The sequence below is a fragment of the Pantoea sp. SGAir0175 genome (genome assembly GCF_043547855.1).
Genome location: NZ_CP028081.1, coordinates 718,556 through 745,053, shown reverse-complemented (window position 1 = coordinate 745,053; position 26,498 = coordinate 718,556). Strand labels below are relative to the sequence as shown.

Below are 26,498 nucleotides of genomic sequence, written 5' to 3'. Positions count from 1 at the left end.
TTTACACTCCAATATCAAATGGTAAACCTATGGGTTCCAGGACTGTTTTATAATTAGATATAAAGAATTGCGTCCCACCACCGCTCCCAAATCTTCCACTATCCTGGGATAGCGCTTGTCCTGTACCAGCAATAGCGTCTCTTTTAACTCTATACATCTGGATCTTACTTCTAAAACCATATTTCTCATGAGGCAAAACTTGCAAGCTTTCCCATAAACTTTGTCGACTATTTCCAGCCGCATCTAAAGTTGCTTTATCAAAATAAAAACCAGACTGCCCCGGAGCTCCTCCATATATAATTTCACCTTCCTTCAACATCGTATTTGACCACGAGTCCCGACCTTTATAAATCCCTCTTCCCTGCCACTGTCGACCAAATGCAGCCTGATTATGGTCGTTAGCTTTAGTTGGCCGGTTGGGTTTGCATTTTCTCAACCCCCATGGATCAACCCACCCCAGCGCATTCGGCGCATACTGGTACAGATTCAGCCCACCCGCCAGCCCTATCGGGTCCTGCTGCGTAAACCGCGCACTGTCCGGGTCGTAGTAACGAAACAGATTGTAGTGCAGTCCGGTTTCACGGTCCAGGTACTGGCCCTGCATACGCAGGTTCTGGTCGTAGCCGGGCAGTTGCTGATGAGTTTCGCGCAGCAGCTTGCCCCATGCGTTATTGATGCCTTCCCAGCTGATGCGGCCTTCGCTGTCTGTCAGGCGTTCCGGCATGCCGTTAGCGGCATTGTGGAACCAGAAAATCTCCGCGCCCTCATTGCCGTCAATACGCGCCAGCGGTTCATAGCTGTTTGCGTCGCTGTATACGTAGGTCAGTGGCACTTCGTCGTGTATTTCCTGCAGCAGACGAAAACCGTCCCAGACGAAGCGGGTGAGGGTCGCTGCTCCGGCCGGCTTGCCGTGCAGCAAACGCTGCACGCGCTTGCTGATGCGGCGCCCGAGCGGATCGTAGCGGAAACTCACCTGCACCTGAGGCTTGTTGCGATCGCGCGGTTCGCTGACGACTTCGATCAGGCGATGCTCGTCATCATAGCGGTAGCGCCAGCGCGTCTGACCATCATCCTTTTCACTGGTGCGGCCGTGCACGTCGTAGCGCCAGCGGATGCCGTTCATCTGCGTAACACGATTGTGCGTTACCGCTGCTGCCGCGCTGCCGTCCAGCGGATTGCCCGCGCCATCCCAGCGCCACGTATCATTACCGGGCTGTGCACCTTCCTGCGCCAGCAGACGGCCCGCACTGTCGTAGTGCCAGAGCGTCTGGCTGAAAGGATTGTCGTCGCGCTGTTCGCGGATCAGGTTGTTGCCGTAGTCGAAATCACGCCGGCGCGAACAGCGGCGCGGTGCCGGGCGCTGTGCTTCGCCGTCGAACACATCGCGACGCACCAGCCGACCCAGTCGATCGTAATCGCTGCGCGTGGTCAGTCCGCCCTGACTGCGGCTCAGCTCGCGGTGCAGTGTATCGCGCGTAAATTCGCTGACCGGCAGGTTATCCAGCGCGATGCTCAGCAGATGGCCGCTGCCGTAATACAACTGTTTCAGCTGGCGGCCATCCGGCAGCGTCAGCGCAGTGCAGTTGCCCAGCGCGTCGTACTGCCACGCCAGGCTGCCCTGATCGCCCTGCTCCGCTATCACGCGACCAGCCTTGTCATACGCAAAGGTAATCGCCTGCTCGGCTTCACGGCTCCACTGGTTTTCCCCCAGCGGCAGATGCTGCGCCACGCTTGCCAGCTGGCCCGCCGCGGTATAGTCATAGCGCGTCTGACCTTCCGGGGTGATGCGCGCCATGAGTTGCCCTGCCGGGCTGAAGGCGAAGCGGTGCGTAATGGCCTGCGGGTGATCGGCGGCGAAAGTGCGGGCAACTGCGCGTCCGGCGGCATCGTAGTCATAGCGTGTTGCCACACCGTCCAGCCCGACCTGCGCCAGCAGCAGCGAATCTGCGCCCCATTCGAAGTGGTAGCTTTCACCGTTCTGATTTTGCAGCGAGATTAAACGTCCACGGCTGTCCCAGCGGCGCTGCACCTCTTCGCCCTGCGCGTTTCGCGAGAGAGTCAGTCTGCCGGCCTGGTCGTAAGCGAATTCGCTGCGTTTACCGTCTGCCGAGGCATACGCCACTGGCAGACCACGTTCGCTCCACTCCAGACGTTCTTCCCAGCCTTCAGCACGTTCCATCTGCCGGGGCCGCCCGGCGGCATCATAGTAGTATCGCGTTTCTTCGCCATCGGCTGCTGTAACACAACTCAACCAGCCCAGCGGATGATAACGGTAACGCGTAGTCTGGCCGGAGCAGTCCGTCTCGCGAATGACCTGCCCGGCATCGTTATACTCACGGCGATAGCGATTGCCCGCCGCATCAATCTCTTCTGTGATCAGCCCAAACTCATCGCGCAGATAACGCGTGCTGTGCCCGAGCGCATCGACCACCCGTTCCAGTCCGTGATGAATGTCGTAGTAATAACGGATGGCAGCGCCGCCAGGCTGGGTGATGACGCTGGGCAGGGCACGATGCGTTAACCACTCTGTGGTCTGCGCATTGCCATCGGCATCCTGCTCTTCAATGCGGTTGCCGAGCTCGTCGTAGGTAAAGTTCACCGCATGGCCGAGCGGGTCAATTCGGCGCGTCAGCAGTTCATTGTCATCCCACTCGTAGCGCCATTGCTCGCCGCGCTCGTCGATGAAGCAGGTAATTAATCCCTGTGCATTCCAGTGATGCTCGCGCTGCTGCCCATCGTAAGTAGAAACGCGGGTAATGCCCGCCGCGAGATCGTACTGCATACGGCAGCCATCGCCGCTGCTGGTGCGGTTTTCTATCACCCGCCAGTGATCAAACAGCTGCCAGCGATACTCGCTCTCCAGCCCGCCCGGCAGGCGGTGCCATACCATCAGGCCATCCACGTTATAACGGAAACGGCGCGTCTCAATGCCTGCCGCATCGGTGACGCTGGCCAGCTGGCCGTGATCATCAAAGCTCCAGCGCATCAGCGGCCAGTGCTGTTCACCGTCAAAGTGACTGGCAGCGGTAACGCGTTGCGGATGGCGTTCGTCGTTGTAGTGCAGCGTCACGTCAATCGCCAGCGGTTCATCATGGATGCGCACCAGCCGGCTCTGCTCATCCCAGCCCATCTCCAGCGCGTTGCCGTACTCATCACTCAGCGAGGCGAGACGCAAGAGCTGCGGGTTTCTGGCGGTGGGTTTGTACAAGCGCCAGACCGCGCCGTCATCGTCAGCGATTGCCACGTCACCGTGCGCATTGCGTCGCACCATCAGCCCTTCGCTGATACTGTAAAGCACCTCTTTTTCACCGGGCAAGGCAAAACGCAGTTCGCGGCCGTTGTCATCAAACCAGGTGGCCTGATTGCCTTCCAGCGTCAGATAGCTGTCGAACACCGTCGACCAGCCACGGCCAAACAGGCCGACGCGCTGCGTCAGACTGTTATAGCTGCGCTGCCAGCGCAGGGGAAAACGTCCCGGCAGCGAGAAATCACGCTCGGCATCATCATTCAGCACTTTCACGCCGGTAGCGGCATGTACCGGGTGTAGCGCGGAAAATATCGCGTTGATAGACATATCGGCCAGCATGCCGCCACCCGCCATTGCCAGCGCACACGGCATATTTTTCAGGATCTGACCAGGGCGACCGCGGATCAGCGACAGGCCGATCATCGCCAGCGCCAGTCCCGGCTGTTTGCCGCTTTTGATATCCCGCACCGTTAGCGTTTCACCGCCAATGATGACGTTGGCTGAAACATCATCGCTGATGGTCGCGCCACAGGTGGTGCGATCTTTAGCACGTGCCGCCGGCTGGCCGTTGATGAATACGCTTTTAGATCCTTCAGCGAGATACTGTGGCCCGCTGTGTTTCTCGCACGCAACTTTATCCTGTTCCAGCGGCGAGGTACCTGCGGCAGCGGAGGCAATCGTCGGCTGCCACATCGCCCCGGCGAACTGGTCGGCAACCGCCAGCAGTTTGCCGGCATAGTCGGCAAAAAATCCGGCCGACTGCGCTTCCGGTGGTGGCGTATCGCCTGCCGTCAGTTCGCCTGCCGCGCGAGCCGCCGCTAAGCCATTGATGATCACATTATCCGAACCGCTGGCAATGACACCCGCAGGCGACGGCGGAAACAGCATGTCGCCAATACCATCCGCAGCCGCGCTGATGTCGTCCGTGATACCTGCCACATTCGCCACCGCACCCGCGATGATACCGCTCAGCAGACAGCTACTGCCTACCGCCGCCAGCGCACCCACGCCAACCAGCGGAGCGGCTACGGTAGCCACACCGGCAACAATCGCGCCCATCGCGGCGTAGACCGCACCTTCAGCGACGATACTGGTGATATCGGCGAAAATACTGGAATGAATGATGTCATCGCCCTGGCGGGCCGCGTGCTTATCCATAATTATCCCTTCCGTGGGGCGTTCAGTGTCAGGCTCTGTTTGAAGGCATGCCAGCGTGCCCCGTCTTCTTCATCAAAAGGCCGCATGGCTGAAAAAGTAAATATCATCAACGTATTGGTTTCAGGCACGTTTACTGCCAGCTGACGTTGCCACAGTGCCTGCCCGTTGCGATCAAAAGCCGTTTCCACTTCGATGGCGCGCAACGTGTTGTCGGCTCCCGCCAGCACGCGTGTAAATTCGCTCTGCTCTACATGGCCCATCTGGCTGCGCAACGTATCCCACTGACGATGAAACTCCTGCTCAAAATCGCTGCCTTCAGCGATTGGCCCACGACTGACGATCAGCGCCAGCCCGGTGGCTTCATCGCGCAGAATATTCATGCTGGTGTCCTGCCAGCCAGCCGGAAACAGGGCGAACGCGCCCTCGTTGAATTGGTAGTGCATGTTGGATATCCGTTAGAGGAAATAAGTAGAAGTTGTGGGAAATATTGGCTGGTGAGTTTTGGAATACTCAGCTTAACGTTTATTTTTCGAAAAAATATACTTCACCATAAATGGAAAGCAAAGAGTAATCTAAAAAGATTAGAATAAGGCTGGATGTTTGAGCACATCTTTCGATTATTTTACTCACACCTCAATTTCCTTGTACCTAAAAAGACACCGCTCGGTTTGCACAAGCAGCGCCTTTATTCTCAACTCACTGATAAAATGCAGGAAAATGAAATTCAGTCATCTATATTAAAGACCATCATGATATGACTAACTTTGCCGCGCTCAATTTGGAATAAAATACGTTTTCCATCACCGTCATAATAGAGCCAGTATTGATTATCACTATCATCCACCGCGCCACTTCCATACTTACTTTCCAACTGCACCTTGCTATCGCCAACTGAAATGCCTCTGGCCGTTTTGACACCCGGCTTATTAAGGGTTATCTGTGCAATTATGTAACTATCTATATCACGATTCTGCTTATCCCATAGTAAATTAGAAGAATAAACATCGTAACCATCGTAATGGTGTTGGTAATATTTGTAACTACTTTCGCCGGAAGGTATTTCCCCCGTAAAGCTCTCGCTGAGTTGAACCCCTGCATTTTTCTTTGCAGATTCATTCCACGTAGCCCCTAATGCAAAAGGATGATTGTTAATTTGCACGGTAAAATCTGAAGATGAGATAGGTGAAATTGCACTTGCATGATTAATAGTTGTCTCAGCAGCATTTGCAGTGAAGATTGATGCTGACGCAATAAAAATCAGTAAATACATTTTTTTAAAAAAAGAAATCATCCAACCATCCTTCTTATTTAAATTCCGGAACATCATATGAGAGATTTGCATTCGGAAAACTATCAAACATTCTCTTCATACTTTTAGTTTGCGCTGTCGCCCAGTTAACATCAGTTGCATATTGGTGTGTACCTGGAGATGCAGGATTCCAGCGCATTTTATACAATGTATTTTGACCTGATCCAACAAATTTATCTGATATCCACTTTGCGCCGCCATCAATAGCTTTTTCTGGAGTTGTCCAACCTTGTTTATACGCGTAATTTGCTCCTGTATTTACAGCGTTACCATCAAGCGCACCAATGCCATACATATTGTAAACTTTGGTACCATTAACCATTACACCTTTAGCAAGCTCACTTGTGCCATTACCGGTTTCCAGTGCAGAGTGTGCTGCCAGGTAAGCCTCGTTTATATTATATTTTTTTGCCGCGTCAAGGTAAGTTTGCTCCTGTCCGGCAAGAGTTCCTTTGCCTTTAAGGAAATTACTCATATCATCTTTACTAATCCCAGAAGATGATGATAAATCAACAAATTGATATTTGTCTGTTCCATCCATATGGTTGGCAGGATCGACATACTTTTTGATGTCAGCTTCAGTTGCTGGGACAAAACCTTTTTTGGTATTGCTCCACTTAACTGGGGTTGCTTTAAGTCCCTTTTGTTTCTTGACCATATCATCTACAGAATAATCATACTTACTCTTTTTATCGGTGGAACCCTCTGTTTTACCTACACTAGTATCTTTAGATTTTTCTGCAGCTTTCGGCGCAGCCGGAGCCGCCTGTCCTTTCTGTTTAGGGGGGAACAGATTCTCCACCGCTTTACTGATATTCTGTTTGTGATCGGCACCAGGCGCACCGGTGCCGGGCTTTGCACCGTCAGTATTCAGGTTCAGCTTGCCGCCGGACGTTGTAATGTGGCCATCGCCCTGCACGAAAATATTGAAGCCTTTACCGACGATATTAATGTGGCCGTTAGCGTTGAGTTCAATGGCGCTTTCACCGCACTCCAGACGCAGCTTGGTGCCGGATCCCAGAACATAGGTATCAACTGCCGCGTCCAGCTTGCCTTGTCCGGTCAGGAGCTCCTCGCCGCCTTTGATACCGTGTACACGGTTGGTCTCAACGCGGTACAGCTCATTACCGCCAGCATAATGGCTGTGGTTGTTGGCGACCGAGTGGCTGGCATCGTTTTTAACGTGCGTATCCATGTTTTTCTGCGCCTGGATCCAAAGATGCTCCTCGCCCGCCTTGTCCTCGAAGCGCAGCGCGTTTGCCGTGTCCGCCGTGCCGTCCTTCGAACGGCTTAAAAACCCCATCTGCGTCGCCGCCGCCGGCAGCGCCCACGGCGGCATGCTCGCCTCGTTGTACACGCGACCGATGATCAGCGGCCGGTCCGGATCGCCGTTGATGAAGTCCACCACCACCTCGTCGTTCACGCGCGGGATCTGCACGCCGCCGAAGCCCTGGCCCGCCCACGCGCTCGACACCCGCACCCAGCACGAGCTCGTGTCGTCGCCCTTCGCCAGGCGGTCCCAGTGGAACTTCACCTTCACCCGGCCGTAGCGGTCCGTCCAGATTGACTCTCCCGCCGGGCCCACCACCTTCGCCGTCTGCGGACCGTGCGTCTTCGGCCACGCCGTCGCCGGCTCCGCCCGGTACGTCACCGACGACGGCAGCACCGTGAACGCGATGTTGTGCCGCGCACCGCCGCCGCCGCTCGCGTACCCGTTCTCCTCGAAGTCGTACCGCGCCGACGTCACCAGGTACTCTCCGTTGTCGCTGAAGTGCGGCGCGTTCACGATGCCGAACCGGTACCCCGGCGCGATGCCCGTCGCCGTTCCCGTTCCGCTCACGCTGTGGTGCGCCACCTGCCACACCTCCTGGCGGATGCGCGTGTAAAACTCCCCGTGGCTGTGGTCGACAAAATGGCCCGGCCAGTCGTACACGTCCACCGCCCCCGGCACCGGCGACACCGGATTCTGCCGCGCCTGCAGCATCCACGCGTTCGGCTTGCGGAAGTCGTAGTCGTCCGTGCTGTACATTCCCGGCGTCACGCTCTCGCACAGCGACCACTGGCTGATGCCCTCCTCCGTCACGCTCCCGCCCGACGCCGTCACGTGGTACGGTATCGTCTCATAGCCCGCGAACGCCTCGTGCTGGTCCGCCCCGTCGCACAGCACCATCACGTGGCGCTCCGCCTCGTGGCGGAACCAGTAGTAAATCCCCTCCAGCTCCATCAGCCGGCTGATGAAGTCGAAGCTGCTCTCCTGGTACTGCACGCAGTACTCCCACACCCGGTAGCTGCTGCCCAGCCGCGTCTCCACGTTCACCCCGTTCTCCTGCAGCAGCGTCTGCACTATCTGCGGCACCGTCTGACCCTGGAATATCCGCAGGTTGCGGTCGCGACGCATCGGCCACAGGTCCGGCTCCACCCGCAGCTGGTACACCGCGTAGCGCGTCCCGCTCAGCTCCTCGTTGCGCACCGCCACCCGCGTGATTTTGCCGTTGAGGTAGCGCGGCGACAGCAGGCTCTGCGTCGGCAGCGTGAACGTGACCGGCTGCCCCAGCAGCGCGTGCCGGTCGATGCGCGCGTCCGTGGCCAGCAGCTCGGCGTTCAGCTCAAACGACTGCGACAGCGCCTCGGCGCCGGTGAGTTTCCAGAACAGCAGGCCGTCCATCGGCAGCTGCGCGGTGATGCGTGAGAACATAATAAATCCCTGATGATTAACTGTGTGGATCGAGCAACCAGACGCCTTCTTCGCTGATGGTCAGCGTTTGCTCGCGCGTGCCGCCCTGGCCGCTGATGGCAAAGGTATAATTGCCTGGCGCCAGCTGCAGCGCGGCAAAACCGTTGGCGGCAGGCACCAGCGCCTGCGGTTTGCCATTCACCTGGACGCGTTCGCCCTGCTGCAGCTTGATGTAAACCTGCGCAACCGGCTCCGGCGGCGGAGCAGGCTGCGCCTCCGCTTCGCGCGGTTTTTCCGGCGTTACCGCTGCCGTTGCGGCTGGGGCTGACGACGCTGAAGGTGAAACTGCCGGATCAGCAGCTGGCGCGCTGTTTTGCACCGTCTCTGCTGGCGCCGCAGGCTCATCGCCCCCGGACATCAGCAGCCCCACGCACAATCCAACCAGCACGCCCGCGGCCACCAGTCCCGGCAGCGCAAAGCGATGGCGCAGCAGCGATTTCACCGGCGAAAGCGTTTCGGCTTCGTTCGCCTCTTCCACCGGCACCAGCATGGTGCCCGGTCCGCTGATTTTGGCGCTCAGCAGCGGTTCCGGTTCGCGCTCTGGCAGCGCCATCAGCCCGGCAAAAGCATCAATATCCTGCGGCCGATCTTCCGGTTTGAGCGCCAGCGCACGGTCCACCGCCGTCAGCAATGCCTGGGAGTAGCCCGGCAGGCGGCGCGCGGCCAGCGGCTGGTAGTTATCTTCGATGCTGCGCACCACGCTCACCGGCGGTGGCGCCCCGGTGATCAGCGTGTGCAGCACCGCGCCCAGCGCGTAAATATCCGTCCACGCGCCCTGTTCGCTTTCGTCGTTATCGCTGTATTGCTCGATGGGCGCATAGCCCGGACGCAGCATGGTTTCGCTCTCATCCGACAGGTTACCAATGGTTTTACGCGCAGAGCCAAAATCCAGCAGCACCGGCTCGCCGCTGCTCTGAATCTGGATGTTATCCAGCGAGATATCGCGGTGCAGGTAACCGGCGTCGTGGATGGTTTTGATCGCACCCAGCAGCGGCGGCAGCAGGCGACGAATCCAGGCTTCATCCACCAGTTGCGGATTGCGCTCGCGCAGGTTCGATAAGGTGGTGCCGCTGTAAAACACCGTGCCCATGTAAGCGGTGTCGTTCTGCACCCAGAAACGCAGCACGTGCAGCAGATTTGGATGGTTGAAGCGGGCCAGCAGGCGCGCCTCCTGAATAAAGCTGTTCAGCCCGGCATGAAAGGTTTTGCTGAAGCGTTCGCTGCGCAGCACCAGATTCAGGTCATCGCTGCGCACCGCCAGCGAAGCCGGCATAAACTCTTTGATGGCGATATCACGCTCCAGCTGATGATCCCAGGCACGATAAACAATGCCAAAGCCGCCACCACCGATCACTTCTTTAATTTCAAACTCATTGAAACGGTAACCCACCGGCAGAGCGTTGGGTACGTTGAGGGGATTATCGTGTTCCGACATTTTCGAAAACTCTCTGATCACTAACGGCTTTAGACATCGAACTGGCAAACAAACTCGCCCTGCTCACAGCGTACCTGCACGCGACGATAGCGTTCATCGCGGGCGTGGGCGCTGAGCAGCATCTGGCTCATCTGCGGCAACAGGGTATTGGTAAGGATGGCGTCGACCATGCGGCCACCGGACTCCACTTCCGTGCAGCGCTGCACGATCTGGCTGATGACCGAATCGTCAATCTGCGCGCTGATGCCGTGGTTATCGGCGAGGCGCTGAACAATGCGGCCCAGCTGCAGCCGGACGATTTCCGCCAGCATCGCGTCGCTCAGCGGGTAATACGGCACCACCAGCAGGCGACCCAGCAGCGCTGGCGGGAAGACCTCCAGCAGCGGTTTACGCAGCGCGGTGCTCAGCGCTTCCGGATCCGGCATCAGCTCCGGATCGGCGCACATCGCGCTGATCAGCTGCGTACCGACGTTGGAGGTCAGAATAATGATGGTGTTACGGAAGTCGATATGGCGCCCTTCACCATCCTCCATCCAGCCTTTATCGAACACCTGGAAGAACAGTTCGTGCACATCCGGATGCGCCTTCTCAATCTCATCCAGCAGCACCACGCTGTAGGGACGACGCCGCACCGCTTCGGTCAGCACGCCGCCTTCGCCATAGCCCACGTAGCCCGGCGGTGCGCCTTTCAGGGTAGAAACGGTGTGGGCTTCCTGAAACTCGCTCATGTTGATGGTGATGATGTTCTGCTCGCCGCCGTACAGCGACTCGGCCAGCGCCAGCGCGGTTTCGGTTTTGCCGACGCCGGAGGGACCGCACAGCATAAAGACGCCGACCGGTTTGTTCGGATTGTCGAGGCGCGCGCGTGAGGTGCGCACGCGTTTGGCGATCAGATCGAGACCGTGACGCTGGCCAATCACGCGCTGGTTGAGCGTATCGGCGAGATTGAGCACCGCGTCGATTTCGTTTTTCACCATGCGCCCCAGCGGAATCCCGGTCCAGTCTGCGACCACGGCGGCCACCACGCTGGCATCCACGGCGGCAAACAGCAGCGGCGCTTCGCCCTGCACCTGCTGCAGCTGCTGTTGCGTCGCGTCCAGCTCATCGCGCAGCGCGGCTTCGCCCTCCGTCACGCAGCGCGCCCGCAGGGCAATCAGCTGATCGACCAGTTCACGCTCCTGCTGCCAGCGCTGCTGCAGCGCATCGCGCTCGGTTTCCAGCGTCGCGCGCTGCGCGGCAACCGCCTGCGAACGCGCCGCATCGCCCAGCCCGACTTTGCTTTCGCGCGCAATGATCTCCGCTTCAATCTCCAGCGCGGCCAGACGATGCAGGCAATCTTCCAGTGCCGCAGGCTGTGCGCCCTGGCTCACCGCCACGCGTGCGCAGGCGGTATCCAGCAGCGCCACCGCTTTGTCCGGCAGCTGGCGCGCCGGAATGTAACGATGCGACAGCTTCACCGCCGCGCTGACCGCCTCATCCAGCAGCAGTACCTGATGGTGCTTCTCCAGCGCGCTGACGGTGCTGCGCAGCATCAGAATCGCTTTGGCTTCATCCGGCTCCTGCACCTGCACGGTCTGGAAACGACGCGTCAGCGCCGGATCTTTCTCAATGTACTTTTTGTATTCGGCCCAGGTGGTGGCACCGATGGTGCGCAGCTGGCCGCGCGCCAGCGCCGGTTTCAGCAGGTTAGCGGCATCGCCGGTGCCCTGCTGGCCGCCGGCACCGACCAGCGTGTGGATTTCGTCGACGAACAGCACAATCGGCGTCGGGCTGGACTGCACTTCATTAATCAGCGCCTGCAGGCGCGCTTCAAATTCGCCTTTCATGCCGGCACCGGCCTGCAGCATGCCGATATCCAGCAGCCACAGCTGCACATCCCGCAGCGGAGCCGGTACGTCGCCAGCGGCAATACACAGCGCCAGGCCTTCAACCACCGCGGTTTTGCCAACACCCGCTTCGCCGGTCAGCAGCGGGTTGTTCTGCCGGCGACGCATCAGAATATCCACCATCTGGCGGATCTCTTCATCACGGCCGGTGACCGGATCGATGCGTCCTTCGCGCGCGCGCGCGGTGAGATCCTGCGCGTACTGCGCCAGCGTGCTGGTGCTGGCTGCCGGTGCGGCACTCTCGGTGCCCGGCTGTGCCACCAGCGCCTGCTGTGCCTCTTTACTGCTGGCGAGCAGCGTGTCGAACTGCTCCAGCAGCGCATCAGCATTGATACGGCCAAACTGGCCGGAGATGCCTTTCAGCACGCTGGCGAGGTTGAAGGTTTTGAGCATGCCAATCAGCAGATGGCCGCCGCGAATGCGCGTCGCACCGTACTTCAGCGAGGCGTAGACCCAGGCGCGCTCGACGGCGCTGTCGATGTGTTCGGCGAGATCGGAAACCGCGCTCGCACCGCGCGGCAGGCGGTCGAGCGCCGCGACGATATCCCGCGTCAGCGCGTTTTCATCCAGTGAAAAATGGCTGATCACCCGCTGTAAGTCGCCATCCTGCTGCTGCATCAGCTGGTGCAGCCAGTGCACCAGCTCAACATAAGGATTACCGCGCAGTTTACAAAAGGCGGTGGCGCTTTCCAGCGAGGTAAATAACAGCGTATCCAGTTTGCCGAATAACACGGCACGGCTGATTTCTGACATATCGGGTCTCTTTAATGAAAGAAGCAGGCTGTGTAACAGGGAAAAGCGATTGGGCTAGCTTGCGGCTGCCTCAACCTCAAACATGAAATCTTCGCGATCCTGCGGCTGTGGCGCGTGTCCCAGCCAGCTGGTGTAGCCCAGCCGGGCATTGCCTCCCAGCGTGACGCTTTGCACCTCTTCCGCCGCCAGGATCAGACTGAGGTCCCACTGCATCTCGATGCCGAGATAGTGACGCACCCAGTCGCGCACTTCCCGCGCGCCCGGCGCATCTGGCAGAAAGTGGGCATACTGCTGCGCGCTCAGCGGACCGAGCCGCAGGCGAAAACGGTGCTGCACATCGCGCACCGCCACACCCAGGAACGCCGATTCGCCCAGCCGCGGCATCTGGCGTCCGGCCCCCAGCCGCGCCTGATCACGCGCGTCCAGCGTCAGCCACTGCGGCACGTTCTGTGCCAGCTGCACCGGTACGCCAAAGTAGTGACGCAGAATGCGCACCAGCCCTTCAGCGTCGTGACCGTGGCGGCTAAGATGGCCGACCAGCATCAGCCGCGCATGCAGGCTGAGCGAACTGGCCTGCTGCTGCGCCGGTAAACCGATGCCGGCCAGACAGGCGAGGTAATCGACAAAGCGGCGGTTATCGGCGCGATCCAGCGAGACGGCCGGCTGCGCATCGGCCCAGGCGCGATAAAACAGCAGCGTGGCGCGATGGTGAAAGATGTCGGCAAACGCCGCCAGGCTGTGATCCTGATGGTGCACGATGCGCTCATGCACATATTCCGTCAGGTGGGTCGGCAGCGGACCGTTGGGGCCAAACAGGCCAAAGCTGTAAATCGCCACGTCATGGCGCGCGTCCTCTGCGCGCGGCTGCACGCTGGCCAGCGTTGCCGGGGCAAACGCCAGCGACGGTTGCTGACCAATGCGCAGCGCTTCGAATTTCGGCAGCGGCGCGCGTCCCAGCGGATAACGCTGGCCGCCCTGCGCATCCAGCCGGCGCAGCAGCTGAAACAAATCGTAGCGCCACGGTGCCGCCATCACTGCCTGCCAGAAATCGTCCGGCAGCCGCTGAGCGCGCTGCAGCGGAATGATCTGCGCCTCGCTCATAGCAGCGCCTTCCTGCCCATGCGCGGCGGCCAGTAGCCCACCTCGCCGCGCTGCTGGCTGTTGAGGGTGAATTCGGTAAAGCTATTCAGCGCCACCAGCCGGCCGCACACCCGCTCCAGCACGCTGCCAAGCAGCCACGGACTGGCACCGGAGAACGCCTGTTCGTCGACCTCCAGCGTGATGCTGACGCCGCGCGCAAACACTACCGGGCCCGGTTCCGGCACCCGGCGGTTGACCGCGCTGAGCTGGCAGTGGCGAATACCGTCAATCTGGCGCGCCACCGCCGCTTCGGCGAGATTAGCGTACAGGCTCAGCAGCTGGCGCAGCGCGGCGGCGCCCTGGCCGTCGCTGCTGTCCATCAGGCTCAGGTAGTTCATCTGCAGGTGGCTGATCAGACGCCACGCGGAGAGCCCTTCGGCCAGCGCCGGACGCGGCGGCGTCGGGCCTTTACACAATTTCAGCTGACCGACCGGGATCGAATCCGGCATGACGAAATTGCCCTGCTCCTGCTGCAACAGCATCAGCGGCAGATCGCGGCTGGTGCAGAGCACGTCTGCCGACAGGTAGCGCATGTCGTCGCGCCACGGCGTGTGATGCTCATCCACCAGCGACAAAAACACTTCCGAGCCGATATAGCCGGTGCGCGTGCCGTAACGCTGCGCCTGCTCAGACAGCGTGCGCTGCTCACGGCGCAGCGAGAAATAGGCACCGTAATCGCCGTCGTCGCCGCTGAAGGTGCTCCAGAACGGGCGGAATAACTGCTCTTCGCGCTTGCCCTCAACGGTGGCGAACAGCCGCTGCACCGAGTGCACTTCGTAGTCCAGCGGCCGGATGTTATCCACCACCAGATGATATTCGTGCTGGCTGTCGCTGACCTTCAGGCGCTCGGCCGTTTTGGGAAACAGGTTGATCACCGGCGTGCAGTGCAGCGCCAGATGGCTGCTGTCCACCACGCTTTCCAGCGCGCTGTCAGCCTTATCCAGCAGGATGATAATGTCGAATTCCTGCGCGTTATCGCAGCGGCGCAGAAACGGTGCCAGCTGGCTCAGGCTGATGAACTGGAAGCGCGCCGGAAAGGCAAAATACTCCTGCAGCAGCCGGTAGCCGTCGAAGTTACGCAGATCGTCCGGCAGCAGCGCCTGCTCTGGCGCAAAGCCTTCCTGCTGTAACGCGTCATCCGGCAGCACCTGGCGCAACGGTTTCTGTTCGACCGATTGCAGCACGATGCCGACGCGGTGCTGCATCAGCAGCTCCAGCAGTTTCTGCGCCTGAATGTCCGGGCCGCTGAGATACAGCATTAAATCGGCGACATTCAGCTGGCTGAGCGACGAGATGCCTTCGCAGGCGATACGCACGCGCAGCGCGCTGGCGGCACCGCGACCGCTGAGCTTCAGTTCGCCCAGCGGCAGATCGCCCGGCACGCCGCCGAGTGAAACGTCGCTGATGCGCAGCGGATGCAGCGTGACATCGTGCGCCGTGGTGTAACTGCAGGTGACGCCGCTTTTTTTCAGGTGCTGGCTCTCCATCATGGTGCCGCGCGGCACGTGGAAGCCATTGCTGATGTCGCCTTTGCGGCTGTCCGGCGTGAGCTGTGCAATCGCCATCGACGGCGTAGGTGACAGATAAGACGGCGCAATCATCTCCAGCAGCCGCTGCGAAAAGCGCGGGAACTCGGCGTCCATTTTGAGCTGCACGCGCGACGTGAGGAAAGCAAAGCCCTCCATCAGCCGCTCAACGTAAGGATCGGCGACTTCGATGCCGCGCATTCCCAGCCGCCCGGCGACTTTCGGATAGCGCGCAGCGAACTCCGCGCCCAGCTCACGCAGATAGGCCAGTTCGCGGTTGTAGTAGTCGAGCAGTTTGCTGTCCATGATTAACCTGCATCCAGTAGTTCAAAATGACCGCTTTCCAGATCAACCTGGGTGCGGAACAGAAACTCCAGCGGATAAGGCACGCACCACAGGCGGCCTTTGATCTCAATCGATAACACGTTGTGCAGGCTGAGCGACTTCAGATCGCTGACGCAGCGTACCTGCAGCCCCTGCGGCAGAATGCGCGGCTCGAAATGCAGAATGGCATCGGTCATTTTGCGCTGCATATCCTGCCATTCGATGTCGGAGATATTCTGTCCGGCCAGCGGCGCCACGCCAAAATTCCACACCGAGCGCTGCACTTCACCAAAGGCGCTGAGATCCTGCTGGGCTTCGTTGTTGATGGTGTTGAACAGCCACTGCAGATCGCGCAGCACGTGGCGGCGCAGCGTGCTGTGGGAAATCAGCGTGGTGTTGCTGGCTTCGCTCTGCTTGTCCGGCGCGTTGTCAGTCAGACGATCGAGTAACGAGGATTGCAGCTTGTCGCGCGCGGTTAGCGCATCGCGATTTTTACGCGCGCGGAAACCGCCATGCAGCTGGGCATAGCCATCGTTGTGCGAGCTGTTATCACGGCTCATCGCTGCCGCCTGGCTGGAACGCCAGCTGCTGCAGCGTCAGCAGCGGATACTCGCCGCTGTCGCTCAGCCACAGCTTCTGGCCGTGGCCGGTAAACTGGCTGTCATCGTGGCCCAGCGGCTGCCATTCCGTAACGCTGGCGCGCAGGTAACACTCATCCGCCCCCGGCAGCAGCGGATAGCGCACCGGGATCTGGCAAATCTGCTCGCTGCCATCCACCAGCTGCACGCGCGTATGGCGCCAGACCAAATCGGTCACGCTGGCGGGTGCCTGAAATTCCATCTCGCGGATCGCGGCGAACGGAATCCAGTAATAGCGGCCGTTGGCGATGGCTTCGCACACCGGCCCGAAGCGGCTGTCGCCGTCCATCAGCCACGCGAAGTCTGTCGTCTGTTCCTGCTGCTGCAGCTGGCCCGGATTGGCTTCGGCCTGCGCCAGCGCGGCGGCACGTTGCTCCGCACCCAGCGCGAAGTCACCGCGGATGTCGGCGGTCAGCGCAGCCAGCAGGCTTTCACACCACGCCCACGCGCTGCCCGGCAGTTGCGGCTGCGCCTCGCCGCGCAGTACCGCTTCACGCTGCTGCTCACCGGCAATGGCCTGCTGCAGTAAGTTGACGGTCGGCTGCGCCTGGGGCGTCAGCGCCAGCCACGATTGCAGCTGGGTTTGCGCGCGCGTCCAGTTACCCGCCAGGCACAGCAGCTGCACAAACGCCGCGCGCAGGTCGGCATTGGCCGGGCTGGCCTGAATCTGGCGGGTGATATCGGCGAGGTTCTCGGCCAGTGAGGCACTGGCCAGGCGCGATTGTAACGACTCCATGCAAACTCCTTTTGCGTCAGTTAATGGTGCGATAAACCGCGGCGGCGGGATCTTTCAGCTCCGGATGCAGCTGCTCTACCAGCTGGACTTTCAGCGGTGCACTGGCGCTCAGCCACGGCGACCACACTTTGCGCACTTCCTGCAGCCGTGCGCGCAGTGCGCTCTCATCGGCGGCATCGCTGGCGGGCATCTGCACCACCACCTGATCCGGTGCCTGCCAGCCGTTGAACTGGCTGCTGAACGGCAGCACCAGCCAGCTGTCTGGCGACTTCTCGTTGCTCAGCACCATGCGTTCGCTGTTGACGGTAGTGATGCTGAGCTCGGCGCTCTGCTGTTTGTTATTCAGGCCGGCAATCGGGAAGCCCTGCAGGAACGTCACCACTACGCTTTTCGCCGCGCCGTTGCCCATCTGCGTCAGGCTGCTGCGGCCGCTCAGCCAGCCATCCTGACCGCAGCTCAGCCCCTGTTTTGACGGCACGAACAGCGCGCTGGTCTGCGCCGGATGCTGCCACCAGGTGCGGAAGTGACAGCCGTCGAGCAGGCTGAACTGCAGCCACGGCGTGGTATCGGCCTGCGGCGAGTTGAGCACCGGCGCGGCAGGGGCAACCGCAGCGGTCTCAGGCGGCTGCACGGGCGCGGGCGGCGGCGTTACCACCGTTTGCCACTGCTGCGCTTTGGCCGCGCTGCCGCTGGCGATCGGGTTGCCGTCATCATCATTGAGCGCCCAGTTGAGCTGCTGCAGCGCTTTACACTGCGATGCCATCAGCCCGGCGACGCGCGGCAGAAAATCCTCCAGCGCCGCGACGTTTTTCGCGCCGTGGGTGACGATGCGCAGATCAACATTGCGCTTACACCAGCTCGCCAGCTGGTTATCTTTCACGTCATCAATCCAGACATCCAGTTTCTGTGCCGGGGACTGCACGATGCGATAGTTCTCAGCAAATGCGTGCGTGCTGAGCAGCAGCGCAGCCAGACCCAGTAATCCATGTTTCATGTTGGCGTTCTCAATCTCGAAGAGGGAAAAACTGCGCCGCTTCGGACAGCGAGTGCAGTAAGGTGGTGTCCTGCGGTGAGCCAATCCAGACGGCCAGCGCGCTGAAGTTATCCTGCTGACCATTATCCGGCTGACCGTTGCGGATGATTTGCTGCATCAGCGTCAGCCACTCTTCCGGCGTATTGACCATGTGCAGCGACTGCTGCATCTGCTCCAGCGTCACGCCGTGCCAGAAGCCATCGGTGCACAGTAAAAAGGCGTCGCCGTCTTCTATTTCCACCACATCGCTGTAGCTGGCGTCGCGCTGCTCATCGCCCATGCCGAGGGCAAAATAGAGCAGGTTACTGTTGATACCTTCGGTCTGGTGACCGGCATCTTTCATCTGCTGCACCAGGCTATGGTCGGTAGTCACGTGGTAGAGGTAGCCGCGGCGAAACAGATACAGCCGGCTGTCGCCCGCGTGCGCCCAGTAGGCCAGCTCGTAGTCACGGTCGACAAACAGGCTGACCAGCGTGGTGCCCATGCGGCTGTGCTCGCTGCTGGCTTTCTGCTGCTGGCGAATCGCGTGATTCGCGTGGTTGACGTAGTTGCGAATCGACTGCGCATCCAGGTGCGCGTTACCGTCGAACGCCTCCATCAGGCTGCTGCGCGCGATGCGGGCGGCCACGTCGCCGCCGGGAAATCCTGCTACGCCGTCGCACACCACGAAGCAGGCTGAGCGTTCACCGATTACCTCACCGGTTTGATCCTGATTGCTGGCGCGGTCGCCCTGATTCGACGTGGAAGCAATGGTGATATTCATGCGTCATCCGTGTGGGTTTGTGAATCTTTGTACTGATTAACTTCCAGGTCGTAGGCATGCAGGAAAGCTTCGCCGAACAGGGTATGGAAATCGTCCTCAATCTCGCCCGCCGTCTCGCCGTAGCGCTCAACAAAATGCTCCCACAGCGCGGCTTTGCGGCTGCCCGGCAGGCCGAGGCGCGACAGCGATCCCGCCTGGCGTGCTTCCTCTTCCAGCTGATCCGGATTAAAGGATTGCAGCATCGAAGCGATAATGGCGCGGATCCCGGCGATCATGCCGAGCTGATGCGCCTGCAGATCGATCAGCGCATCACGCACCGCCTGACGCGGCGGCATGAAGCCCGGCATACGGCTGCCAAACATCTGCATCAGCACGGTTTTGCCGGACGGCAGCAGTTTGAACGGGTTGTTGGCGTCATCAAGGATCACCGTCATATCCGCTTTGACGCCACGCTTAAGAATCGAGCGTGACGACAGCAGCGCAACGGTGCCCTGCGAGAACATGCTCAGCATCTGGCCAAACTGCAGCATCTGCTCACGGTCGAACTGCGGCGTGGGTTGCAGATCGCGCAATCCCATGCCTTCCAGCAGTGCATCCAGCAGTTCGCCTTTCAGCGCGTCGCCGCTGCTGTGGCTGGCTGTCGCCTGGCTGGCGGGTGCCGCGTTCTGATGGCTGGAAGCCACCGGATCGATACGCAGCCGCCCTTTCGGCGTCGGCGACGGTACACGTTGCACCGCCTGCGGCGTGGGCAACGTAATACCGCCGTAATCCATCTGCGGCGCAACCGTCTCCGGCTGCTCCGCCTGCGGTTCGATCAGCGGCGGCGTGGCCTGGGTTTCGGTGTCATCAAACAGTGGCGAACTGCTGAGATCCGCCAGCCCGACCGGTGCCGTCTCCGGCGAGGGTTCACTGGGCGTTTCCGGCTGGACGTCGGGCTGCGGCTGTACCGTCTGTGTCGGCGCAATCTCCGGCTGCGCGAGCGGAACCGCATTACCCATCATCAGGCCAAGCGGATCGTCGTGGTTGCGCACGTCGCTGCTGCTCTGGCTGCCAAACAGGCTGAGCGGATCGAGCTCGGTAGCACTTTCGACCTGCGGCTGCGCGGCGGCATTCTGCTGCGCCGACAGTGTGCTGGGGGTGCGATCGTCGAAGATACTTTCCTGCGCGAACAGCGCATCGCCTTCATCGAACAGGCTGGTGTTTTTCGGCTGCTGGCCAATATCCAGCGGCGCATCGTTCACCAGCTGAGCCAGCGGATCCTCCGGGTTGCGATCGAGGCTGGCCGGCGCGGTGAGCGGATTGGCCTCCGGCAGCACCTCGGCCGCTGCTTTGCGCTTCGACAGATCGTCAGAGATCGAGAACTCTTTGGCGAGGCTGTCCCAGATCTCGCTGGGGATCGCGGCGGTGCTGGCATCTTTTTCCGCTGGTGGCGCATCAGCCATTACCGCCGCTTGCACCACCGGCTGCGGTGTCAGCGTGGCGGCCTGCGGCTGCTGCGCGCCGTTGAGATCGTTGACCAGCAGCTGGTAATCATCGATGCCCAGCACGTCGCCATCCTGTAATTCCACCTGACGCCCGCGCTCCAGCGGGATGTCATTGAGCAGCACGCGCGTCACGTTGCCCCGGTTGGTGAGGCGGCATTCGCCAGCGGCGGTGATGTGCACAATCGCCTGCAGGCGAGAAATGGTGCGATCGTCATCCGGCAGCACCAGATTGTTGTCTACTCCGCGGCCAATGGTGCCGCCGGGCGGCATAAAGTCACAGCGGGTTTGCGGCGGCTGGTGGCCGGGTTTAGTCGTTATTATCGTAAAGCGCATAACGGGTTCCTGCGGTTAGCGGTTCGGCATCTATATTGCGCGGCTCTCGGGGAAAGACGCGAAATATAGGAAGCGGGTGATACGATACTGTGTGCGATATAAGGTGAATGACGCTGTACTTTATAGCGCGATGCGCTGTGTTATATTTGTCATTTAGTCTTTGGGTGAGCTTTGAAATGATTGCAATTTTGTAGCGGCACAATGTATTGCGCGATAAATCGCGCCGCTACAATATGTGCGCGGTGCAGTGTCAGTACACCGGCTCAAGACAATCAGCCGGGATGTAGCGACAACTGATTTATTCAATATTAACAATGAAAGCAGACATATATAATTCTGAAAACTCCATTCAGCATCCTGAAGAAATCAGTTTATATACTTATAAATTCAAATAGTCGCAGCACCCATAGATAACACCAGCAAACCTGTTATTGATAGTAATTTATCTACAGTGGTTTCTATAATCATTGTCTTCGCAACTTCAGAAACTATGCTCATCAAAGATGCTGCAAGTGATTAACTATAATAGTGCCTCCAGATTATAAACCCCACGCCTCCACCAATCATGAAAAAGGCAGTAACCAGGTTTAAAGTATGCAGACGTAGCAACCAGTTTATTTTTTCTTTAGGCAGGGACTGAATGAAATCATAGGTTTCCTTGTTTACCCTTTCATTCCTTTTATGATAGAGCATGACACCTTTATAAAGATAAGCAAAATAAGCTATTTTAAGCGGATGAAAGGATGCGCTAAAGTAAGAGGAAATGTTCGTCGTGATGTCTAGCTGAAGATTTCTCTGTCGAAATTCAGACAAAATAACTTCGAATTTTTTGATATTTCTTCTAAAAATCACATAGCCAGAAATTTGTAAAACGATCGATAAAAGAAAAGAAAATACAGATAGAAAAATTAAAGCATCAGGAAAATTCATAAAATTTTATCCATTGTAAATCCTGTTAGCCAACCACCTACCTCGCCAGCAACATATCCACCTACAGCAGCTCCAACCAGTGAGCATGTAAGATAACCTATCGGTCCAGTACCTATTCCCAAAGCAACGCAAACAAACTGACCTGAGGCTGCACCAAATGTACCACCATAAACGCTTGCCATTGTACTCGCTGCAAATTTAGCGTATTCGGTTACGGCAACTTTAGCACACTCATTTTTCCGGTCCACCGTACAAGCCTGATAGACCTCATTCGTCGTATTTAAGGCACCAAATCCTACAGCTACCAACCCCCCGGCTTTCATAAACTTAGCTGCTTTCGCTGCACCATCTACGTAGGTTGAGTAGCCACGAATTGCTCCCACTCCAGCGGTTTGCCAGTCGTGCACAATGGATGAACTGGACAAATTCAATGCATGTTTAATTTTATCGTAGGGTCTCAAATTCAGAATCAATCGCGAAGCGCGATTGAGCAGCTGTTCGAGTTCGCCAAACAGACGGCGACGCTCAATAAAAAACTGCTCACCAAATAGCGTGCCTGCCGTCAGGTACTGATTGCGATAGGCATTTTCAATTGCAGTAAGTTTATTTGCTATTTCTGAGAAGTATTTCTCGCCTGCATCACCGATCAGACCCGAAGCTTGATCCATATAATTGGTAATAGCAGCGATCGAAGCATAATGCCGGTTGAAAAAGTCAGCCTCATCCACGGATAGATGTGCAAGACTATTGTTGGTTGTCGCTTTTGCCGTTGCCAGGGCACTCATCGCCGCAGGATGATTGTTTCCTTCCGGATCAGCAACGATCAGGATTTGTCCCGGTTTAGCCCATGCGACATCAGCATTTAACTGCAAAAAGTAATTTGCCGCCGGCATGTTGCGCGTACCGTACAGCCACATCGCTTGCTCGGTGAGGCTTCCAGGGCGTTGCACTACACAAAATCCCGGTTCGATGGAAGTTTTACCTGTCATCACAATCTCCTTTTGCAGTTAAATATTTATTTAGTTAAAAGATAATCTTATTAACATCTCCTCTGTAAGTTATATCCCGCTCAATTATATTTTCAGATAAGCATTCTGAAATATTTATAGCGGCCCCACAGGGCCGCTTAATAAAGCAATTATGCTTCTTTATTTTCTTTGATGTTCCAGCCAGCGCTGCTTTCAGCGCCTTTACCACCTGAAGAGCTCTGCTCCCAGTATTGCTGCTTCACTTTGGCAGCCTGGAACGCGTAAGTCACGCTCAGGGTATCGCCATTAGCAGCACCGGTATAATCAACTTTTGACACCAGCACATCTTCCAGTGTGATACGTGCGTATTCAATCTGTGTGCCGCCTGCTTTGCATACGGACAGCTCTACTTTGCTGATATGCTTACCGCTGGCGCAATTTTTCAGGATTGCAGTGGTGGATTTGTCAATCAGTGCATTTACGCTCAGGTCAGCAAAATTTACTTTACCTGCACCACCGCCGCCGCCAACAGACATATTACCCGGCTGGTTAGCACCCCAGTTGAAAGAGGTAATATCAGTCCAGCCGGTGTGGTTGGAGTCTTTAGACTCGCCGGTCACACCATCAACTTTTAAAAACATATCAATAGCCATAATTATCTTCTCTTGCTTGATTTACGTTCTGCTTTGATAAAGCATCGTTATGGCAAACAGGAAAGCATGGGGCTGAATAAAACAGTCCATATTTTACCTCTGCCTCGTTTTCTGAATATCGCTACATGGTTTATTCAGAGAGTGTTTTTATTGTCCCACTGGATGGAGCAATAAAAAATAGTGAATCCTTTAGTTCCTCGATATTAATATCGAAACGTGGAGCCGGCTCGCAAATAAGCGTTTCGCGTCTGCACGGTAACTGCAAAGCTTTGTGAGAATTCAGGCCGCCATACATGACGGCCTGATACAGTCAATCAATTCTCATTCGATTTGAGTGAAGGCAGTTTCGATACCAGACGCAGTGACACCGTCAGGCCTTCCAGCTGGTAGTGCGGACGCAGGAAGAATTTTGCGGCGTAGTAGCCCGGGTTATCTTCCTGCTCTTCCACGCTCACCTCGGCGGCAGCCAGCGGCTTGCGCGATTTGGTTTCCTGTGACGAGTTCGCCGGGTCACCGTCGACATAGCTCATCACCCAATCGTTCAGCCAGCGCTCCATTTCATCACGCTCGCGGAATGAACCGATCTTGTCGCGCACGATACACTTGAGGTAGTGCGCGAAGCGGCAGCAGGCAAACAGATACGGCAGGCGTGCAGCCAGACGTGCGTTGGCGGTTGCATCGGCATCATGGTATTCCGCAGGCTTTTGCAGCGACTGCGCACCAATAAAGGCAGCAAAGTCGGAGTTTTTGCGGTGCACCAGCGGCATAAAGCCGTTTTTCGCCAGCTCGGCTTCACGACGATCGCTGATGGCAATCTCCGTCGGGCACTTCATGTCTACGCCGCCGTCATCACTCGGGAAGGTGTGGCACGGCAGGTTTTCAACCGCACCGCCAGACTCGACGCCGCGAATCGCAGTGCACCAGCCGTACTCTTTGAACGAACGGTTGATGTTGGCTGCCATGGCGTAGGCGGCGTTGCTCCAGGTGTAGCCGTTGTGATTTGAGCCATCGGTCTGCTCTTCAAAATCAAAGCTATCCACCGGATTGGTGCGTATGCCATACGGCAGGCGCGCCAGGAAGCGCGGCATGACCAGGCCGAGATAGCGGGCATCTTCCGATTCACGCAGGCTGCGCCATGCGGCATATTCGGTGTTCTGGAAGATTTTGGTCAGATCGCGCGGGTTCGCCAGCTCCTGCCATGACTCCATCTGCATGACGGTCGGCGCGGTACCGGTGATGAACGGGCAGTGTGCCGCCGCGCTGATACGCGCCATTTCGCCCAGCAGCTCCACGTCCTGCGGGCTGTGATCGAAATAGTAATCGCCCACCAGGCAGCCAAACGGTTCGCCACCGAACTGACCGTACTCCTGCTCATAAATCTTCTTAAACAGCGGACTCTGATCCCAGCCAGCGCCTTTAAAACGCTTCAGGCTGCGTCCCAGCTCCTGCTTGGAGATGCTCATGAAACGGATTTTCAGCATCTCGTCGGTTTCGGTGTTATTCACCAGGTAGCTCAGACCGCGCCACGCGCTTTCCAGCTGCTGAAACTCTTCATGATGAATAATCTGGTTGATCTGCTGTGACAGCTTGTCGTCAATCTCAGCGATCAGCGCCTGGATGGTGCGATAGGTATCATTCGAGATGGTGACGGTGTTTTCCAGCGCCTGCTGCGCCAGCGTCTTCACGGCACTTTCGACGGCTGCACGCGCCTGATCGCTGGTTGGACGAAATTCTTTGTTCAGCAGGGCGCTGAGTTCATTCTCGCTGTAGTGCGAAGCGCCCTGTTGCTGCTGATGCGAAGACTGGGTCATGATTACTCCTCCTTACCTTCAGCGCTTTCATCCTGCTTCGGCAGATGGGTCAGCGCTTTCAACAGCGTTGGATCCTGCAGAATCTTACCGATCAACTCTTCCGCACCGTTTTTGCCGTCCATGTAGGTCAGCAGATTCGAAAGCTGGGTACGCGCTTCCAGCAGGTTGCTCAGCGGTTCGACTTTGCGGGCAATCGCATCCGGTGAGAAATCGTCCATGCTCTCAAAGGTCAGTTCGACGTTAAGTTTGCCTTCGCCGTTGAGCGTGTTATCCACCTGAAACGCCGCGCGCGGCTTCAGCGCTTTCATGCGCTCATCGAAGTTATCGATATCAATTTCCAGGAATTTACGCTCATCAAGGCTCGCCTGCGGCTCGAGTGGTTTACCGACCAGGTCCGCCATGACGCCCATCACAAACGGCAGCTGAATTTTGCGTTCCGCGCCATAAATTTCCACGTCATATTCAATCTGAACGCGAGGCGCGCGATTGCGGGCAATGAACTTCTGCCCACTGGATTTCGTTGGTGCCATGGTTTTCTCCATTAAGGGTGCGCGGGTAAAGTTTCGCAGGAGGCGCGCAGGTCTCGCTGCGTTGAGTTGTTACGCTCGCTTAGTCGCGGCGTCCAAAGATATTTTCCAGCTGATGCACGCCGTCTGGCGCCAGATCGCGGATGATGTCCATAAAATCGAGCTCAATCAGCCGCTGTACGCGGTCGATCATCAGCGGTGCCGGATGGCTGGGTTCGTGCTGAGCAAAGTAGTGCTTCACCTTCTCCAGCATCAGCTGCGCATCGGCGCGCGAACTGAGCTGCACGCTGCGCCAGTCAGCCGTGCGAACCGCTGCGGCGGGCGCGGCGACGCTCGGTTCCGGCGGCTGTTCTGTTACTCCGGCCGGCTGCAGCGTGCTGAGGTCAGTAGCCTGACAGCGTTCGGCGATCATGGCGATCTGCCTGCGCAGCTGCGACAGCTCCGGCACCGCCGCTTCACCCAGCTGTTCGGTCAGGGTTTCGGTAATAGTTTGCAAACGCTCACTTATCTGTAGCACCGCTTCAATAGCGGGCTGCTCGCCGCGCGCCAGCTCATCGGTCAGGCGCGGCAGACCGCCAGGATAGTCCGCGACTTCGGTCTTGCTGCCGTCGCACAGCGCGGCGGCATCGCGCAGCGTGATGCCATCCGAGGCGTAGCGCAGCAGCCAGCTCTGGCGTACCGCGCTGCTCAGCGCTGATTTATCGCCCAGCAGCGCCACCGCGTTGATGCGGTAAAACGGATCCTGTTCGCCGTACTCTTCCAGTCGCGGCCACAGCGGCTCCCAGTACAGCAGCAGCGCCTGCTCAATCAGCTTCAGCCCCTGCGCATAGCCCGGCAGCCCTTTCAGCTCGGTCCAGGCATGAGTAAGCGCTAACATCACTCGCAGGTCTTTGCTGCGGCTGAGCAAGTCAATCGCCAGCTTTTCGACTTTATTCCAGTCCGCTGATTCAGCCGGGATAATGGTCTCGCCAAACTGCTGTTCGGCTTTACCGGTACTGGCCTGCTCCATCGCCTGGTAATCCGCGTGATACTCCAGGTTGTCGCCGCAGGGGTTATCACTGCTGACCGGCGCCAGCAGCGCGTCAATATTCATCGTCATAGCGGTTGGCC

Annotated in this window: 19 protein-coding genes; all 19 read right to left on the bottom strand. The window is 58.2% G+C overall.

Features of this window, described 5'->3' with window-relative positions; translation table 11 throughout:
• Nucleotide 1: 1 nt before the first annotated feature.
• The gene (locus C1N56_RS03400; RefSeq protein ID WP_394517125.1) at nucleotides 2-4,405 is read right to left on the bottom strand and encodes an RHS repeat-associated core domain-containing protein; all 4,404 of its coding nucleotides are present in this window, start codon (nucleotides 4,403-4,405) and stop codon (nucleotides 2-4) included.
• Nucleotides 4,406-4,407: 2 nt separating this feature from the next.
• Entirely contained in the window at nucleotides 4,408-4,848 is a 441-nt protein-coding gene (locus C1N56_RS03395; protein WP_058771505.1) for a DcrB-related protein, read from the bottom strand.
• A 281-nt stretch (nucleotides 4,849-5,129) separates the two neighbouring features.
• A complete protein-coding gene (locus tag C1N56_RS03390; RefSeq protein WP_206543655.1) occupies nucleotides 5,130-5,696 on the bottom strand; it encodes a hypothetical protein in 567 nt (188 codons plus the stop codon).
• A gap of 13 nt (nucleotides 5,697-5,709) precedes the next feature.
• The gene (gene tssI, locus C1N56_RS03385) at nucleotides 5,710-8,409 is read right to left on the bottom strand and encodes a type VI secretion system tip protein TssI/VgrG (RefSeq protein WP_394517124.1); all 2,700 of its coding nucleotides are present in this window, start codon (nucleotides 8,407-8,409) and stop codon (nucleotides 5,710-5,712) included.
• Between the two features lie 16 nt (nucleotides 8,410-8,425).
• A complete protein-coding gene (locus C1N56_RS03380) occupies nucleotides 8,426-9,883 on the bottom strand; it encodes a serine/threonine protein kinase (protein ID WP_058780950.1) in 1,458 nt (485 codons plus the stop codon).
• Between the two features lie 29 nt (nucleotides 9,884-9,912).
• Nucleotides 9,913-12,522: a type VI secretion system ATPase TssH gene (gene tssH, locus C1N56_RS03375; protein WP_394517123.1), complete on the bottom strand. Its 2,610-nt coding sequence runs from the start codon at nucleotides 12,520-12,522 to the stop codon at nucleotides 9,913-9,915.
• Between the two features lie 54 nt (nucleotides 12,523-12,576).
• On the bottom strand, nucleotides 12,577-13,623 hold the full coding sequence (tssG, locus tag C1N56_RS03370; RefSeq protein ID WP_058771453.1) for a type VI secretion system baseplate subunit TssG: 1,047 nt from the start codon (nucleotides 13,621-13,623) through the stop codon (nucleotides 12,577-12,579).
• Entirely contained in the window at nucleotides 13,620-15,494 is a 1,875-nt protein-coding gene (gene tssF / locus C1N56_RS03365) for a type VI secretion system baseplate subunit TssF (protein ID WP_262264594.1), read from the bottom strand. Before tssF ends, tssG begins: the two co-directional genes overlap by 4 nt.
• A 2-nt stretch (nucleotides 15,495-15,496) precedes the next feature.
• On the bottom strand, nucleotides 15,497-16,072 hold the full coding sequence (tssE, locus tag C1N56_RS03360) for a type VI secretion system baseplate subunit TssE (RefSeq protein ID WP_021506795.1): 576 nt from the start codon (nucleotides 16,070-16,072) through the stop codon (nucleotides 15,497-15,499).
• A complete protein-coding gene (locus C1N56_RS03355; protein ID WP_264441994.1) occupies nucleotides 16,062-16,886 on the bottom strand; it encodes a type VI secretion system accessory protein TagJ in 825 nt (274 codons plus the stop codon). The genes tssE and C1N56_RS03355 overlap by 11 nt, the downstream gene beginning before the upstream one ends.
• 16 nt (nucleotides 16,887-16,902) lie before the next feature.
• Complete coding sequence (locus tag C1N56_RS03350; protein WP_394517122.1) at nucleotides 16,903-17,880, bottom strand: hypothetical protein; 978 nt, start codon at nucleotides 17,878-17,880, stop codon at nucleotides 16,903-16,905.
• A 10-nt stretch (nucleotides 17,881-17,890) separates the two neighbouring features.
• The gene (locus C1N56_RS03345) at nucleotides 17,891-18,682 is read right to left on the bottom strand and encodes a PP2C family protein-serine/threonine phosphatase (RefSeq protein ID WP_021506792.1); all 792 of its coding nucleotides are present in this window, start codon (nucleotides 18,680-18,682) and stop codon (nucleotides 17,891-17,893) included.
• A complete protein-coding gene (tagH, locus tag C1N56_RS03340) occupies nucleotides 18,679-20,499 on the bottom strand; it encodes a type VI secretion system-associated FHA domain protein TagH (protein WP_394517121.1) in 1,821 nt (606 codons plus the stop codon). Before tagH ends, C1N56_RS03345 begins: the two co-directional genes overlap by 4 nt.
• 516 nt (nucleotides 20,500-21,015) lie before the next feature.
• A complete protein-coding gene (locus C1N56_RS03335; protein WP_021506789.1) occupies nucleotides 21,016-21,429 on the bottom strand; it encodes a hypothetical protein in 414 nt (137 codons plus the stop codon).
• On the bottom strand, nucleotides 21,426-22,418 hold the full coding sequence (locus C1N56_RS03330; protein WP_394517120.1) for a hypothetical protein: 993 nt from the start codon (nucleotides 22,416-22,418) through the stop codon (nucleotides 21,426-21,428). Before C1N56_RS03330 ends, C1N56_RS03335 begins: the two co-directional genes overlap by 4 nt.
• A 149-nt stretch (nucleotides 22,419-22,567) precedes the next feature.
• A complete protein-coding gene (locus C1N56_RS03325) occupies nucleotides 22,568-23,050 on the bottom strand; it encodes an Hcp family type VI secretion system effector (protein ID WP_021313206.1) in 483 nt (160 codons plus the stop codon).
• Nucleotides 23,051-23,364: 314 nt separating this feature from the next.
• The gene (gene tssC / locus C1N56_RS03320; RefSeq protein WP_021506787.1) at nucleotides 23,365-24,861 is read right to left on the bottom strand and encodes a type VI secretion system contractile sheath large subunit; all 1,497 of its coding nucleotides are present in this window, start codon (nucleotides 24,859-24,861) and stop codon (nucleotides 23,365-23,367) included.
• Nucleotides 24,862-24,863: 2 nt separating this feature from the next.
• The gene (tssB, locus tag C1N56_RS03315) at nucleotides 24,864-25,391 is read right to left on the bottom strand and encodes a type VI secretion system contractile sheath small subunit (RefSeq protein WP_021506786.1); all 528 of its coding nucleotides are present in this window, start codon (nucleotides 25,389-25,391) and stop codon (nucleotides 24,864-24,866) included.
• A gap of 79 nt (nucleotides 25,392-25,470) precedes the next feature.
• The gene (gene tssA / locus C1N56_RS03310) at nucleotides 25,471-26,481 is read right to left on the bottom strand and encodes a type VI secretion system protein TssA (RefSeq protein ID WP_394517445.1); all 1,011 of its coding nucleotides are present in this window, start codon (nucleotides 26,479-26,481) and stop codon (nucleotides 25,471-25,473) included.
• Between the last annotated feature and the right edge of the window lie 17 nt (nucleotides 26,482-26,498).